14 protein-coding genes are annotated in these 14037 nt (G+C 72.7%); 8 read left to right on the top strand and 6 right to left on the bottom strand.

Annotation, left to right across the window (positions count from 1 at the left end; all coding sequences use genetic code 11):
• Window positions 1-113: 113 nt before the first annotated feature.
• The 3 genes from fabB to FQY79_RS06770 all read right to left on the bottom strand — a co-directional run bounded on the left by fabB (window position 114) and on the right by FQY79_RS06770 (window position 2310).
• Complete coding sequence (gene fabB / locus FQY79_RS06760) at window positions 114-1346, bottom strand: beta-ketoacyl-ACP synthase I (RefSeq protein WP_246123034.1); 1233 nt, start codon at window positions 1344-1346, stop codon at window positions 114-116.
• Complete coding sequence (gene fabA, locus FQY79_RS06765) at window positions 1343-1852, bottom strand: 3-hydroxyacyl-[acyl-carrier-protein] dehydratase FabA (protein ID WP_146312049.1); 510 nt, start codon at window positions 1850-1852, stop codon at window positions 1343-1345. Before fabA ends, fabB begins: the two co-directional genes overlap by 4 nt.
• A gap of 200 nt (window positions 1853-2052) precedes the next feature.
• Entirely contained in the window at window positions 2053-2310 is a 258-nt protein-coding gene (locus FQY79_RS06770; RefSeq protein WP_146312051.1) for a hypothetical protein, read from the bottom strand.
• Between the two features lie 159 nt (window positions 2311-2469).
• Here FQY79_RS06770 and FQY79_RS06775 point away from each other — a divergent pair, with 159 nt between their 5' ends.
• The 3 genes from FQY79_RS06775 to FQY79_RS06785 all read left to right on the top strand — a co-directional run bounded on the left by FQY79_RS06775 (window position 2470) and on the right by FQY79_RS06785 (window position 4971).
• Entirely contained in the window at window positions 2470-3465 is a 996-nt protein-coding gene (locus tag FQY79_RS06775) for a class I SAM-dependent methyltransferase (RefSeq protein ID WP_425463188.1), read from the top strand.
• A gap of 88 nt (window positions 3466-3553) precedes the next feature.
• Window positions 3554-4264, top strand: a complete 711-nt coding sequence (locus tag FQY79_RS06780; protein WP_146312055.1) for a pseudouridine synthase — start codon at window positions 3554-3556, stop codon at window positions 4262-4264.
• Window positions 4261-4971, top strand: coding sequence for an HAD family hydrolase (locus tag FQY79_RS06785; RefSeq protein WP_146312057.1), 711 nt, complete (start codon window positions 4261-4263; stop codon window positions 4969-4971). The genes FQY79_RS06780 and FQY79_RS06785 overlap by 4 nt, the downstream gene beginning before the upstream one ends.
• 45 nt (window positions 4972-5016) lie before the next feature.
• On the opposite strand, the gene FQY79_RS06790 is transcribed toward FQY79_RS06785, so the two are convergent.
• Window positions 5017-5598: a DUF1415 domain-containing protein gene (locus FQY79_RS06790; protein WP_146312059.1), complete on the bottom strand. Its 582-nt coding sequence runs from the start codon at window positions 5596-5598 to the stop codon at window positions 5017-5019.
• Window positions 5591-6073 (bottom strand): YajQ family cyclic di-GMP-binding protein, encoded by a 483-nt coding sequence (locus FQY79_RS06795; RefSeq protein WP_146312061.1) that lies wholly within the window; start codon window positions 6071-6073, stop codon window positions 5591-5593. Before FQY79_RS06795 ends, FQY79_RS06790 begins: the two co-directional genes overlap by 8 nt.
• A gap of 155 nt (window positions 6074-6228) precedes the next feature.
• Between FQY79_RS06795 and FQY79_RS06800 the strand changes: the two genes are divergently transcribed.
• The 3 genes from FQY79_RS06800 to FQY79_RS06810 all read left to right on the top strand — a co-directional run bounded on the left by FQY79_RS06800 (window position 6229) and on the right by FQY79_RS06810 (window position 9052).
• The gene (locus FQY79_RS06800) at window positions 6229-7341 is read left to right on the top strand and encodes a prephenate dehydrogenase (protein WP_146312063.1); all 1113 of its coding nucleotides are present in this window, start codon (window positions 6229-6231) and stop codon (window positions 7339-7341) included.
• 218 nt (window positions 7342-7559) lie between these two features.
• A complete protein-coding gene (locus FQY79_RS06805) occupies window positions 7560-8471 on the top strand; it encodes a DMT family transporter (RefSeq protein ID WP_146312065.1) in 912 nt (303 codons plus the stop codon).
• An 8-nt stretch (window positions 8472-8479) separates the two neighbouring features.
• Complete coding sequence (locus FQY79_RS06810) at window positions 8480-9052, top strand: CcdC protein domain-containing protein (RefSeq protein ID WP_146312067.1); 573 nt, start codon at window positions 8480-8482, stop codon at window positions 9050-9052.
• A 58-nt stretch (window positions 9053-9110) separates the two neighbouring features.
• Here FQY79_RS06810 and FQY79_RS06815 read toward each other — a convergent pair whose 3' ends face one another.
• Window positions 9111-9740: an OmpW/AlkL family protein gene (locus FQY79_RS06815; protein WP_146312069.1), complete on the bottom strand. Its 630-nt coding sequence runs from the start codon at window positions 9738-9740 to the stop codon at window positions 9111-9113.
• A gap of 486 nt (window positions 9741-10226) precedes the next feature.
• Between FQY79_RS06815 and aceF the strand changes: the two genes are divergently transcribed.
• Together aceF and lpdA are read left to right on the top strand one after the other, a co-directional pair.
• Window positions 10227-11600: a dihydrolipoyllysine-residue acetyltransferase gene (gene aceF / locus FQY79_RS06820; RefSeq protein ID WP_146312071.1), complete on the top strand. Its 1374-nt coding sequence runs from the start codon at window positions 10227-10229 to the stop codon at window positions 11598-11600.
• Between the two features lie 89 nt (window positions 11601-11689).
• Window positions 11690-13891 (top strand): dihydrolipoyl dehydrogenase, encoded by a 2202-nt coding sequence (gene lpdA, locus FQY79_RS06825; protein ID WP_146312073.1) that lies wholly within the window; start codon window positions 11690-11692, stop codon window positions 13889-13891.
• The last annotated feature ends 146 nt before the right edge of the window (window positions 13892-14037 follow it).

The following is a 14037-nucleotide window of genomic DNA, read 5'->3' on the forward strand; positions in this document are numbered from 1 at the left end:
CGTGGCGCGGGGGCGGGCGGTCCCGGGCCAAGGGGCCCGGGATGCGGGTTTCCTGGTCGCGGCTGAAGCCGCTCCTACGGGGGCGGCCGTACGTGGCGCGGGTGCTTGCCCGCTCAGCCGTCCCAGCGGCGCAGCACCAGGCTGGCGTTGGTGCCGCCGAAGCCGAAGCTGTTGGACAGCACGGTGCGCAGGCTGGCGGCGCGGCTTTCGCGCACCAGCGGCAGGTCGGCGGCTTCCGGGTCGACGGTGTCGACGTTGATCGAGCCGGCGATGAAGCCCTCCTGCAGCATCAGCAGGCAGAAGATCGCCTCGTGCACGCTGGTCGCGCCCAGTGAGTGGCCGGTGAGCGACTTGGTCGAGGAGAACGGCGGCACCGCGTCGCCGAACACGGCGCGCATCGCGCGCAGTTCGGCCACGTCGCCGACCGGGGTCGAGGTGCCGTGGGTGTTGACGTAGTCGATCCCGCCATCGAGGCCGTCGATCGCCGAGCGCATGCAGGCGATGGCGCCGTCGCCCGAGGGCGCGACCATGTCCTCGCCGTCCGAGCTCGCGCCGAAGCCGACCAGTTCGCCGAGGATGGTGGCGCCGCGCGCCCGCGCGTGGCCGAGCTCCTCGAGCACCAGCGCGCCGCCGCCGCCGGCGATGACGAAGCCGTCGCGGTCCACGTCGTAGGGGCGGGAGGCGCGCTCGGGCGCGGCGTTGTATTTCGTCGACAGCGCGCCCATCCCGTCGAACAGCATCGCCATGCCCCAGCTGACTTCCTCGCCGCCGCCGGCGAAGACCACGTCCTGCAGGCCGGCCTGGATCTGCTGCGCGGCGACGCCGATGCAGTGCGCGGAGGTGGCGCAGGCCGAGGAGATCGAGTAGTTCAGGCCCTTGATGCCGAACGCCGTGGCTAGGCAGGCCGACACGGTCGAGCTCATCGTGCGCGTGACCTGGTACGGGCCGACGCGGCGGATGCCGCGTTCGCGCAGGGTGTCGGCCGATTCGATCTGGTTGGTCGGCGAGCCACCGCCCGAACCCATGATCAGGCCGGTGCGCGGGTTCGAGACCTGGTCTTCACCCAGGCCCGACTGCGCGATCGCGTCGCGTAGCGCGACGTAGGCGTAGGCCGCCGCGTCGCCCATGAAGCGGCGCAGCTTGCGGTCGATCTGCGCCTCGAGGTCGATCCGGGGCACGCCCGAGACCTGGCTGCGCAGGCCGCGGTCGGCGAACGCCTGGTCGAAGGCGATGCCGCTGCGGCCTTCGTGCAGCGCCGCGGAGACCGTGGCCAGGTCGTTGCCGATGCACGAGACGATGCCGGCACCGGTGACCACGACCCGGCGCGAACCCATCGACAGGCTCATGCCTCGCCTTCCCGCTGGAACAGGCCCACGCGCAGGTCGCGGGCGGTGTAGATCTCCTGGCCGTCGCAGAGCATGCGCGCGTCGGCGATCGCCATGATCAGCTTGCGCCTGATCAGGCGCTTGATGTCCACCTCGTACCGCACCAGCTTCGCGGTCGGGCCCACTTCGCCGGTGAACTTCACCTCGCCCGCGCCCAGCGCGCGGCCACGGCCCGGCAGCTTCTGCCAGGTGAGGAAGAAGCCGATCAGCTGCCACATGGCGTCCAGGCCCAGGCAGCCGGGCATTACCGGATCCCCGGCGAAATGGCATTCGAAGAACCACAGGTCGGGCCGGATGTCGAGTTCGGCCTCGATCCGGCCCAGCCCGTGCGCGCCGCCCTGGTCGTCGATGTGCGTGATGCGGTCGAACATCAGCATCGGCGGCAGCGGCAGGCGGCCGCTGCCGGGTGCGAACAGCCTGCCTTCGCCGGAGGCGATCAGTTGCTCGTAGCTGAAAGTTTCCTTCATCGGCGCGGCGGTCCTCGGTCCGGCGGGAAACCGTGAAGTATCGCGGAAATGCGATGGCGATGCCGTACGCGATGGTAGGTCAAAGCGTCCACCGGCGCCGCCGCGACCAAAGTCGCATCCGGCGGCGGGCCCCGCGGCCCGTGGCGACCGGGGATGCGCGGGGGGCGGTGGTCGTCCGGCCCCCGGGAGGGCCTGGGCCGTCAGTCCACTTCCTCCAGCACGGTGTCGAAACGGCGCGCGTGACCGCGTTCGTCGCTGACCCTCAGCACCTGGGCGCGCTCCAGGCCGGGCGCGCCGTAGACCGCGCACAGCACCACGCCGTCGCGGCGGCCCACGGCGTGCAGGCGGTAGCGCGACTGTCCGCTGCCCGTTTCCGGCGGGTAATGCCTGGGCGGCTCGGTGCCGTCCATGTCCACTTCGTTGTTGTCGATCACGCCGCCTACGAACAATGCGCGCATGGGGTGCTCCTGTAGCTGGGAATCGCGTTGGGATGGACAGCCTGCCGGCCCGGAGGTTCCGGCCCGGTCAAGGCCGGCGCCGGCGGGGTCGCCGCGGCTAGAATCCGGGGCTCCCCCGCCCGCGCCGTCCCGATGCCCGACCCGGCCCTTGATGCCCTGATGCTGCCCTTCGCCGACCGCCGCCTGGCCTGGCCGGAGGCGGGCGCCCTGTTCCTGCGCGCGCGCGAGGGCGCGGCCCTGCACGCGCACGCCCCGCGCGAGCGCGTGGTCTGCGAACAGTCGTTCCGGCCCGCGCACGACGCCCTGCAGCGGGCCGGCTTCCAGGTGCGGGCCGGGGGCGGGGATGCGTTCCCGCTGGTGCTGGCGCTGCCGCCGCGCCAGCGCGACGAGGCGCGGGCCCTGCTCGCGCGGGCGCTGGCGCGCACCGCCCCTGGCGGCCGGGTGGTGGCGGCCATGGCCAACGACGCTGGCGCGCGCTCGGGGCAGGCCGACTTCGAGGCCCTGCTGGGGCCCGCGCAGTCGATGAGCAAATACAAGAGCCGCGTGTTCTGGGCCGGGACCGGGCGCGCGGATGCCGCCCTGGCCGAGGCCTGGCAGGGGCTCGACGCGCCGCGGCCGATCCTCGACGGCCGTTTCCGCAGCCGGCCCGGGGTGTTCGCCTGGGACCGGATCGACCCGGCCTCGGCGTTGCTGGCCCGGCACCTGCCCGGCGACCTGGCCGGGCACGGCGCCGACCTGGGCGCCGGCTGGGGGTTCCTGTCCGACTGCGTGCTGGCCCGCTGCCCAGGGGTCGGGGCGCTGGACGTGGTGGAGGCCGAAGCGCGCGCCCTCGACTGCGCACGCGAAAACCTCGCCGTGCACGCGCCACGGGTCGCGCTCGAGTTCCTCTGGCACGACGTCACCGCCGGCCTGCCGCGCCGCTACGACTTCATCGTCACCAACCCGCCGTTCCACGCCCTGCGCGGCGAACCGCGTCCCGACATCGGCCGCGCCTTCATCGCCGCGGCGGCCGCGGCGATGCGTCCGGGGGGGCAGCTGTGGCTGGTGGCCAACCGCCAGCTGCCGTACGAACAGGCGCTGGCGTCGGGGTTCGCCCGGGTCGACGAGGTGGCGCGCGCGGACGGTTACAAGGTCGTGCGGGCGGTGAAGGGATGATCGGCGTCCGCGCCACCGACGTGTGCCCCCGCAGTGCCGCGCGCGGGCCGCTTCCCGGGCCGCGCAGCCGGGCGCGGGGAGGCCGGCCATGAAGCTGCTCCGCCTGCTGGCCAACCTCGGCTACGGCAGCCGCCGCGAGGTGCTGGCGATGTTCCGCGAGGGCCGCGTCACCGACGCCGACGGCCAGGTGCTGTCCGCCGACGACCGGGTCGCGCATGCCCGCGTGCGCCTGGACGGCGAGCCGCTGGACCCGGCCCCGGGCATGGTGCTGATGCTGCACAAGCCGGTCGGCCATACCTGCTCCACCCGGGATGCCGGCCGCCTGGTCTACGACCTGCTGCCGCCGCGCTTCCGCCTGCGCAGGCCGGTGCTGTCCACCGTCGGCCGCCTCGACCGCGACACCAGCGGCCTGCTGCTGATGACCGACGACGGCCAGCTGCTGCACCGGATCATCTCGCCCAGGTCCAACCTGCCCAAGACCTACGAGGCCGAACTGGCCGCGCCGCTGCGCGGCGACGAGGCGGCACTGTTCGCCAGCGGCACCCTGGTGCTCGAGTCCGAGGACACGCCGCTGCGGCCGGCCGTGCTCGAAGTGCTCGCGCCGGCCCGGGCACGGCTGACCATCACCGAAGGGCGCTACCACCAGGTGCGGCGGATGTTCGCCGCGGTCGGCAACCACGTGCAGGCGTTGCACCGCAGTCGCGTCGGCGGACTCGACCTGGGCGGCCTCGAGCTTGGCCGGTGGCGGCTGCTCGATGCCGACGACCTCGCGCGCCTGTTCGGCGCGCAGGCTGCATGAGCGCGGTCGCGCCGCTGCCGTTCGCGCCGGCGGCGGTGGTGTTCGACATGGACGGGCTGATGCTCGACAGCGAGCGCGCGATCACGGACTGCATGGTCAGGGCCGCGGAGGAAACGGGGCACGCGCTGCCGCCGTCGCTGTGGCTGGAGCTGATCGGCTCGGCCGAGGACGCCTGCCGCGAGCGCCTGGCCGGCCTGCTCGGCGCCGGGCCGGCCGATGCGCTGCTGGCCCGGGCGGACGCGCTCTACGAGACTGTGGTCGACGCCGGGGTGCCGCACCGGCCGGGCATCGTGCCGTTGCTCGACTGGCTTGAGCGGCATGCGCTCCCGCGCGCGGTAGCGACTTCCACCCGGCGCCCGCTGGCGCTGCGCAAGCTGCGCCGGGCGGGCCTGCTCGAGCGTTTCCATGCCGTGTGCACCAGCAGCGACGTGGCCCGGCCGAAGCCGGCGCCGGACGTATACCTGCTCGCCGCGCGGCGGCTCGGGGTCGCGCCGGCGCGTTGCCTGGTGCTGGAGGATTCGCCCACCGGGGTGCGCGCGGCGCTGGCCGCGGGGATGCTGCCGGTGCAGGTGCCCGACCTGCTGGCGCCGGACGAGGAGGTGCGCGCGTTGGGGCACCGGATCGTCGCCTCGCTGGACGAGGTGCGGGGGTTGCTGGAGGCGGTGGTGGCGGAGCGCCGCGGCGACGGCGCGTGCGCCCGGGACTGAAGCGGTTCCTGCGCCAGGGCAGGCGGGTCGCGGCTGAAGCCGCTCCTAAGGTGTGGGCGGCGGTCCGGGGTCGTCGTCGGCGAGCAGCCGCTGCCAGCCGTCGAAGCCGAGCGCGCGCACCCGCTCGATGTTGCGCTGGACGATCGCGTCCGGGTCCGGGAACGCCTCCACCGCGCGCGCCACGCTGTCCTCGCGCAGCAGGTGCAGGATCGGCCACGGCGCGCGGTTGGTCAGGTTCTCCACGTCGTCCGGGCCGCTGTCGGCGAACTGGTAATCGGGGTGGAAGCTGGCCACCTGGAGCACGCCGTCGAGCTCCATCGCCTCGAGCAGCGCGTCGGCCTCGTCGAGGAAGTCGTTGAAATCGAGGAACTCCGCGAGCACCAGCGGGTGCACCAGCAGGGTGGTGTCGATCCCTTCGGCGGGCGTGTCGCGCAGCAGCGCCATCTCCTCGCCCAGCTGCGCGAGCAGGGCCCGCGGGGTGCTGGCGTCGCTCACCACGATGCGCACCTGGCCCTTGGCGTACACCGCCCTGGCGAACGGGCACAGGTTGAGCCCGATCACGGCGCGCTCGAGCCAGCGCCGGACCCCGCGTTCCACCGCGTCGGGGTCGAAGGCGTCGTCAGTCACGGAAGTTGTCGAACTGCAGCGGCAGGCCGAAGTCCTCACCGCGCAGCAGCGCGATCGCAGCCTGCAGGTCGTCGCGCTTCTTGCCGGTCACGCGCAGCTTGTCGCCGTTGATCTGGCTGTCGACCTTGAGCCTGGATTCCTTGAGCTTGCCCTGGATCTTCTTCGCCAGCTCGCGGTCGATGCCCTGGCGCACCGTGACCTTCTGCCGCGCGCCGGACACGTTGGTCTCGATGTCGCCGAACTCCAGGCAGCGGGCGTCGATCTTCCGCGCGATCAGGCGCGCGCGCAGGATGTCGGTCATCTGCTGCAGCTGGAACTCGCTGGGCGCGGACTGGGTGATCACCGCGTCCTCGCGCACGAACTTCGCGTCCACGCCCTTGAAGTCGAAGCGGTTGGACAGCTCGCGGTTGGCCTGGTCGACGGCGTTGATCAGCTCGTGGGTGTCGACTTCGGAAACGATATCGAAGGACGGCATGGCAGGTTCCGGTCGCGTGGATGGGTGCGCGGTCGATCGACCTCGCGCCGCGCCCGCACAGGGTACTCCATGGTTACCCACGCAACGGATGCGCGCGGCGTTGCGAGACCTTAACGTGTCGCGGCGCCGCTCCGGGCGCGTGGTCCCCCCGACGCGTGAAACCATCCCCCACCATCGGCATTGTCGGCAGCGCCGGCACTTACGGACGCTGGCTGCGCCGCTTCTTCTCCACCCACCTGGGCCTGCGCGTGCTCGGCCACGATCCCGGCGACCCCGACGCCGATCCGCCCCAAGCGCTGCTCGACCAGGCCGACGTGCTGCTGTTCGCGACCCCGATCCGGGTGACCGCGGCGCTGATCGACGACTACGTGCGGATGTCGGCCGGTCGCGAGGCGGGGAAGCTGTGGCTGGACATCACCTCGATCAAGCAGGGCGCGGTCGAGGCCATGCTGCGCTCGCGCGCCGAGGTGGTGGGCCTGCATCCGATGACCGCGCCGCCCAAGGCGCCGACCATGAAGGGCCGGGTGCTGGTGGTGTGCGAGGCGCGGCTCGACCGCTGGCGGCCGTGGCTGCGTTCGCTGCTCGACGCGCTGGAAGGCGAGTGCGTGTACGCGAGCGCGCAGCGCCACGACGAGATGATGGCCCTGGTGCAGGCGATGGTCCACGCTTCGCACCTGGCCCAAGCCGGGGTGCTGGAGGAGTACGCCGCGCGCCTGGGCGGGCTGGAGGCGATCATGCCGTTCCGCTCGGCTTCGTTCGAGCTCGACGTCGCCATCGCCGCGCGCATCCTCTCGCTCAACCCGGCGATCTACGAGGAGATCCAGTTCGGCAACACGCATGCGGCCGAGGTGCTCGACCGGCTGCTGGAGCGGCTGGCGGAGTTGCGCGACCTGGTCCGGCGCGGGGACGACGAAGCCCGCGCCCGCTTCCGCGAACGCTTCCTGCGCAGTCGCGAGGGCTTCGGCGCGCGCGCCCTGGCCGAGGGCAACTACGCCTATGAGCGGGTGGGCTACCTGCTTGCCGACCTGGTCGGTTCGCGCTACACCAGCGTGCACCTGCCCGACGACCGGCCCGGGTCGCTGTGCACCCTGCTGCACGTGTTCGAGCGCCATGGCGTGAGCCTGGAGTCGATCCACTCCTCGCGCACCCCGGGCGGCGAGGTGCACTTCCGGATCGGCTTCGTGCGCGGCACCGACCCGGCCGGCCTGGCCGCCGCGGTGGAGGAGATCGGGCGCAGCGGGATCGGCCGCGTGCTCGAGAGCGGCTGAGGCCAGCCGCCGCGCCGGCGAACCGGTCCCGGACCCCGGATGGGGCATCATGTCGCTCCCGTGCCGAGGATCCCCGTGGCCACCATCCCCGCCCTTGCCGCCCGCCAGGCGCGCGCGCCGCTGGCGCCGTCCCCGGCCGCGCGCCGCCTGCCCGGTCCGGGGGACATGCAGGCCGGGGGCCCGGGTCGCGGCGCCTGCCCCACCGGCCCGGGTCGCGCATGAACCCGCCGACGGAATACCGGCCGGGCGCGGCCGCGGCCTGGATGCTGGCGGCGGGCCTGCTGTTCGCGATGATGGACGCGGGCATGAAGTGGATCGCCACCGACTACCCGCCGTTCCAGGTCGCGTTCCTGCGCAGCGCGGCGGCGCTGCCGCTGGTGCTGGCCTGGATCGTCGTGCGTGGCCGCGCCGGCACCCTGCTGCGCGTGCACTGGGGCCTGCACCTGCTGCGCGGGGTGCTGGGCGTGGCGATGATGGTCGGCTTCGTCTACGGCCTGGCGCGGATGCCGCTCTCGACCGCGTACGCGATCGTGTTCGTGGCGCCGCTGATGGTGACCGCGCTGGCGGTGCCGCTGCTCGGCGAAACGGTCGGGCCGCGGCGTTGGGCGGCGATCGCGGTCGGGCTGCTGGGCGTGCTGGTGGTGCTGCGCCCGACCGGCGCCGGCGTGGCCACCCTCGCGGGGCTGGCGGTGGTGGGCGCGGCGCTGGCCTACGCGATGGCGGCGATCACGGTGCGCAAGCTGGCACTGCGCGACAGTCCCGAGGCGATGGTGTTCTGGTTCCTGCTGCTGCTGGGGCTGATGGCCGGCGCAGTGGCGGCGTTCGACTGGCATCCGCTGCAGCGCGCGCACTGGCCGGTAGTGGCCGCGATCGGTGCCACGGGGGCGCTTGGCCAGGTGGCGCTCACCCATGCCTTCCGCCTCGGCCAGGCCAGCCAGATCGCGCCGCTCGAATACGCGGCGCTGGTATGGGTGGTGCTGCTGGACCTGGCGCTGTGGCGCGCGCTGCCCGACGCCATGACCTGGCTGGGGGCGGGGATCATCGTCGCCAGCGGGCTGTACCTGATCCGGCGCGAGCGCCTGGTGGCCGCCGCGCGCGAGGACGGCAGCGCGCAGACGCCGCCACCCTAGGGTCCGGCATGCCGCTGCTGCTGGCGCCGTTCGTCCTGTTGCTGCTGCTGGCCCTGCTGCTGCTGGCCTGGCCGCTGGGGCTGTGGCTGCGGCTGCGCAACGGTCGGGCGCGCCGGCGCGCGCATCCGCTCGCGGTCACGCTCAATGCGGTGGCGCTGGCGGCCTCGGCGTTGCTGTTCGTGGCCGGCGCGCTGGTGGCGGGCCTGTGGATCGACCACGCGGCCTGGAACGCGGCCGCGGGCCTGCTCGCCGGACTGGCCCTGGGCGTGGCCGGGCTGCGGCTGGCGCGGTTCGAGGCCGGCGCCGGCGCGCTCTACTACACCGGCAATGCCTGGCTGGCGTCGGTGCTGGTGCTGCTGGTGGCGGCGCGGGTGGCGCTGGCCGCGTGGCAGGCCTGGCACCGGGCGGCCGAAGGGGGGCCTGCGGCGGTGCCGTGGCCATGGCTGGCCACGCCGGCGAGCCTGTGGGGATTCGGCGGCCTGCTGCTGGGCTATCCGCTGGCCTTCGTGCTGGGCGTGCGACGCCGGTTGCGGAAGCTCGGGATGCTGCGCACGCGCGCCTTCGGGACACGCTGGCCCTGAAAGAAGACAGCGGACCCGTGGAGGGTCCGCTGCCGTCATGCGCATCGATGGCGGAAGGTCAGAAGCGGGCGCCGATGCCGATGCCCACCGTCCACGGGTTGAAGCGCACGTCGCGGGCCACGGTTTCGCCGGCCCTGCGCGCGTCGGCATCGCCGTCGAGGTAGCGCGCGTCGGCGCGCGCGAACCAGGTCGGGGTGATGTTCATGTCCACGCCCACGGTGCCGATCGCACCCTTGGGCGAGGTCAGGCCGATGTGGGACCCGTCCGCGGTGGCGATGTCCTCGTGGCTGATGTTGGTGTGGTGGTAGCCCAGGCCGACGAACGGGCGGAAGGTCTGGTCCGCGTCGCCGAAGTGGTACTGCGCACTGAGCGCGATCGGTTGCGATTCCACCGTGCCGAACTTGCCGGCGTCGCCGCGCACGCGGTGGGTGAAGCGGTCGGCCGCGCCCCAGAGTTCCACGCCGATGTTGTCGTTGGCGTGCCAGGTGGCGCTGAGGGTGGGGGCCACGTCGCCGTCGGCGTCCACGCGCGCGCCGGACAGGGGATCGGAATCGGGCTGCAGCACGGTGGCGCTGCCGACCACCGAGAAGCGCTTGCCCGAGGCGGTGTCGCCGTCCTGGGCGAAGGCGGGGGCGGCCAGCAGCGTGGCGATGGAGGCCGAAAGGCCGAGGATACGCAGGCGATGCATGGGGGACTCCTCATTGTCTGTTGTGGTGTCGCCGTTGCCCCTGAGGTGGGCACGGCCCGGACAAGCTAGGCAGGCGAGGATGAACCGGTCCGTGCATGGCGCGCGCTGCGGTGATCGCGGCTAGGCCGGGGTTCATCACCATGACGTCGAGCTGAGCGGAACACCCCGTCGGGGAACTTCCGGGGCTTGCGCGAACGGGTCGAAGACGTTCGCCCGGCTTCACGTGGCTTCCACATCCACAGTCCGCCGGCGGGGACGTGACGGGCACCGGGTCGCCTTGCCCGCGCCTGTTCGCCCGCGGCTGCAGGGCGATCGTGGCCAAGCTTGCAAACGCAACCATGGTGATGCCCTTGGCGCGACGCGGCGGCCGTGCGCGTGCGCCGCGGCCCTCCCGGGGGTGGTCGCCGCTGCCGGCGCCTGCGCGAGTTGGCGAAGCGTCGGCCATCCGGACACAATAGGAATCCCCTTGCCGCTGGAGAGGGCCGTATGGCCGAGCTCAAAGAGTCACGCGTCCCCGATATCGGCGGATACGAAGATGTCCCGGTGATCGAGGTGCTGGTCGCGGTCGGCGACACCGTCGCGCAGGACCAGGGCCTGGTCACGCTCGAGTCGGACAAGGCGACGATGGAGGTGCCTTCGGCCCATGCCGGGGTGGTGAAGGAACTCAGGGTCAAGGTCGGCGACACGCTGTCCGAAGGCGCGGTGGTGGCGGTGATCGAGACCGCCGGCGATGGCGCTGCGGACACGCCGGCGCCCGCGCCGGCGAAGGAGGCGCCGGTCCCGCAGCGGCCCAAGGAGCCCGATCCGGTGGTCGAGCCGGTGGCCACCGGGGACCGGGCCGATCGCCTCGCCCAGGCTTCGATCGACGCCCAGGCCGGCAAGCCGGCCTCGCCGGTTCAGCCTCCGGTGCGATTCGACGCCGATGCGCTGATCCCGGGCAAGGTGCCCTACGCCAGTCCCGCGGTGCGCCTGTTCGCGCGCGAGCTGGGCGTGGACCTGGGCCAGGTCACCGGCACCGCCAGGGGCGGTCGGATCACGAAGGAAGACGTGCAGAAGTACGTCAAGGGTGTGCTCACCGGCGGCGCGGCCGCGCCGGGCGCCGCCGCGTCCGCCGGCGGCGGGCTGAACCTGCTGCCGTGGCCGCAGGTGGACTTCTCGAAGTTTGGCGAGGTCGAGGAGAAGCCGTTGTCGCGGATCAAGAAGATCTCCGGTGCCAACCTTGCCCGCAACTGGGCGATGATCCCGCACGTCACCCAGCACGACGAGGCCGACATCACCGAGCTCGAGGCCCTGCGCGTGGCGCTCAACAAGGAGCACGAGAAGGCCGGGGTCAAGCTGACCATGCTCGCGTTCCTGATCAAGGCCAGCGCCAACGCCCTGGCGAAGTTCCCCGATTTCAACGCGTCGCTCGATCCCTCGGGCGAGACCCTGGTGCTGAAGAAGTACTTCCACATCGGCTTCGCCGCGGACACGCCCAACGGGCTGGTGGTGCCGGTGGTGCGCGACGTGGACCGCAAGGGCGTGCTCCAGATCGCGCGGGAAACCGCGGAACTGGCGAAGAAGGCGCGCGACGGCAAGCTCGGCCCCGCCGACATGTCCGGCGGCTGCTTCTCGATCAGCTCGCTGGGCGGGATCGGTGGCACCGCGTTCACGCCGATCGTCAACGCGCCCGAGGTCGCGATCCTGGGCGTGTCGAAGTCCTCGATGAAGCCGGTGTGGGACGGCAAGCAGTTCCAGCCGCGGCTGATGCTGCCACTGTCGCTGAGCTACGACCACCGCGTGATCGATGGCGCCGCCGCCGCGCGCTTCACCGCCTATCTGGCGCAGTTGCTGGCGGACATGCGCCGGGCGCTGCTGTAGCGCCGACGCGGCCGGCCGCCGGAGCGGCCGGTTTCCCCCACGCAGCGTGATGCGGTGGGCCGCGGCCCGCCCGACCCGAGGAACAGAGCATGGCGAACACGGTTGAAGTGAAGGTGCCCGACATCGGCGGCTACGAAGACGTGCCGGTGATCGAGGTGCTGGTCGCGGTCGGCGACATGGTGTCGAAGGACCAGGGCCTGGTCACGCTGGAGTCGGACAAGGCGACGATGGAGGTGCCGTCCTCGCACGCCGGCGTGGTGAAGGAACTGAAGGTCAAGGTCGGCGACACGGTGTCCGAGGGCAGCGTGGTCGTGGTGCTGGAGGCCGAGGGTGCCGGGTCGCCTCATGCGGCCGCGGGACAGGCCGACGCGGGCGGCGCTTCCTCGCCCCAGCCCGCCCGGCCGGTCGGCGCGGCCGACGGGCGTTCATCGGCGCGTGGGTCGATGAGCCATGAGCGCGCCTCGTCGCCCCCCGCGGGCGGAGCAGGGGGCGCTTCCGCGGGCGGCGGCGTGGTCGAGGCGAAGGTGCCCGACATCGGCGGCTACGAAGACGTGCCGGTGATCGAGGTGCTGGTCGCGGTCGGCGACACGGTGTCGAAGGACCAGGGCCTGGTCACGCTGGAGTCGGACAAGGCGACGATGGAAGTGCCGTCCTCGCATGCCGGCGTGGTGAAGGAGCTGAAGGTCCAGGTCGGCGACACGCTGTCGGAGGGCTCGGTGGTGGCGCTGATCGAGGCCGAAGGCGCCGCGTCCGCCGGTCCGGTGCCGGCCAGCCAGAAGGTCGCCCCGGGCAGCAAGCCGCCGGTCGCGCCCTCGCATCGCGCCCCGGCCGGGCCGGCGCCGCAGGCGGCGGCCGCCAGCGGGCGCAAGGCCGACGTCGAATGCGCGGTGGTGGTGCTCGGCGCCGGCCCGGGCGGCTACACCGCCGCGTTCCGCGCTGCCGACCTCGGCCTGGACACCGTGCTCATCGAGCGCTACCCGGCCCTGGGCGGCGTCTGCCTCAACGTCGGCTGCATTCCCTCCAAGGCGCTGCTGCATGCCGCCGACGTGATCGAGCAGGCCGCGCACGCCGGTGAGTTCGGCGTCGAGTTCGGCAAGCCGAAGATCAACCTCGATACGCTGCGCGGCTACAAGGACAAGGTCGTCGGCCAGCTCACCAAGGGCCTGGCCGGGATGGCCAGGCAGCGCAAGGTGCGCGTGCTGCAGGGCACCGGCAAGTTCGTCTCGGCCAATGAAATCGAGGTCGCGGGCGACGACGGCAAGGTGCAGCTGCTGCGCTTCGGCCAGTGCATCATCGCCGCCGGTTCGCAGGCGTTGAAGCTGCCGGGCTTCCCGTGGGACGACCCGCGGATCATGGATTCCACCGCTGCGCTGGCGCTGGCCGATGCGCCGAAGAAGCTGCTGGTGGTCGGCGGCGGCATCATCGGCCTGGAGATGGCGACGGTCTACCGCGGCCTCGGCAGCGAGGTGACCGTGGTCGAACTGGCCGACCAGCTGATCCCGGGCGCCGACAGCGATCTGGTCAAGCCGCTCGCCGACCGGCTGAAGAAGCAGGGCGTGTCGACCCACCTCAGGACCAGGGTGGTCGAGGCCAGGGCCGGCAAGAAGGGCATCGAGGTCACCTTCGACGGCGACAACATCCCGGACGGCAAGCTCTACGACCGCGTCCTGGTCGCCGTCGGCCGCGCGCCGAACGGGAACAGGATCGATGCCGAAAAGGCCGGCGTGCGCGTCACCGAGCGCGGGTTCATCGAGGTCGACGCGCAGATGCGCACCAACGTGCCGCACATCTTCGCCATCGGCGACATCGTCGGCCAGCCGATGCTGGCGCACAAGGCGACCCACGAGGGCAAGCTGGCGGCGGAAGTCGCGGCCGGCCACAAGAAGGAGTGGGTGGCGCGGGTGATCCCGTCGGTGGCCTACACCGACCCCGAGATCGCGTGGGTCGGCGTGACCGAGGCCGAGGCCAGGGCCAAGGGGCTCAAGGTCGGCGTGGGCAAGTTCCCGTGGGCGGCGTCGGGCCGGGCCATCGGCCTGTCGCGCACCGAGGGCTTCACCAAGCTGGTGTTCGACGAGGCGACCCGCCGGGTCATCGGCGCCGGGATCGTCGGCGTGCACGCCGGCGAGCTGATCGCCGAGGCGGCGCTGGCGATCGAGATGGGCTGCGAGGTCGAGGACATCGGCCACACCATCCATCCGCACCCGACCCTGAGCGAGTCGGTGGCGATGGCGGCCGAGGTCTACGACGGCACCATCACCGACCTGTACCTGCCGCGCAAGAAGAAGGCCTGAGCCGCCGCGCGGCCCGGACAGGCGAAAGCCCCGGTTGCCCGGGGCTTCCTGGGGGCACGCGCCGGACCGACGAGGAAAGCGGGCGGGCCCCGTCCTGCTGACCCGCGCCGGCCCGAAAGGTTCCCGGCCCGCGGGCGCCCGGTCGA

Origin of the sequence: Luteimonas wenzhouensis, assembly GCF_007859305.1 — a bacterium.
GTDB lineage: Bacteria > Pseudomonadota > Gammaproteobacteria > Xanthomonadales > Xanthomonadaceae > Luteimonas > Luteimonas wenzhouensis.

Excerpts from the sequence above, each read along its gene's own strand:
- fabB (WP_246123034.1), bottom strand. The coding sequence starts at position 1,346 with ATGAGCCTGTCGATGGGTTCGCGCCGGGTCGTGGTCACCGGTGCCGGC.
- fabA (WP_146312049.1), bottom strand. The coding sequence starts at position 1,852 with ATGAAGGAAACTTTCAGCTACGAGCAACTGATCGCCTCCGGCGAAGGC.
- FQY79_RS06770 (WP_146312051.1), bottom strand. The coding sequence starts at position 2,310 with ATGCGCGCATTGTTCGTAGGCGGCGTGATCGACAACAACGAAGTGGAC.
- FQY79_RS06775 (WP_425463188.1), top strand. The coding sequence starts at position 2,470 with ATGCTGCCCTTCGCCGACCGCCGCCTGGCCTGGCCGGAGGCGGGCGCC.
- FQY79_RS06780 (WP_146312055.1), top strand. The coding sequence starts at position 3,554 with ATGAAGCTGCTCCGCCTGCTGGCCAACCTCGGCTACGGCAGCCGCCGC.
- FQY79_RS06785 (WP_146312057.1), top strand. The coding sequence starts at position 4,261 with ATGAGCGCGGTCGCGCCGCTGCCGTTCGCGCCGGCGGCGGTGGTGTTC.
- FQY79_RS06795 (WP_146312061.1), bottom strand. The coding sequence starts at position 6,073 with ATGCCGTCCTTCGATATCGTTTCCGAAGTCGACACCCACGAGCTGATC.
- FQY79_RS06805 (WP_146312065.1), top strand. The coding sequence starts at position 7,560 with ATGAACCCGCCGACGGAATACCGGCCGGGCGCGGCCGCGGCCTGGATG.
- FQY79_RS06810 (WP_146312067.1), top strand. The coding sequence starts at position 8,480 with ATGCCGCTGCTGCTGGCGCCGTTCGTCCTGTTGCTGCTGCTGGCCCTG.
- FQY79_RS06815 (WP_146312069.1), bottom strand. The coding sequence starts at position 9,740 with ATGCATCGCCTGCGTATCCTCGGCCTTTCGGCCTCCATCGCCACGCTG.
- aceF (WP_146312071.1), top strand. The coding sequence starts at position 10,227 with ATGGCCGAGCTCAAAGAGTCACGCGTCCCCGATATCGGCGGATACGAA.
- lpdA (WP_146312073.1), top strand. The coding sequence starts at position 11,690 with ATGGCGAACACGGTTGAAGTGAAGGTGCCCGACATCGGCGGCTACGAA.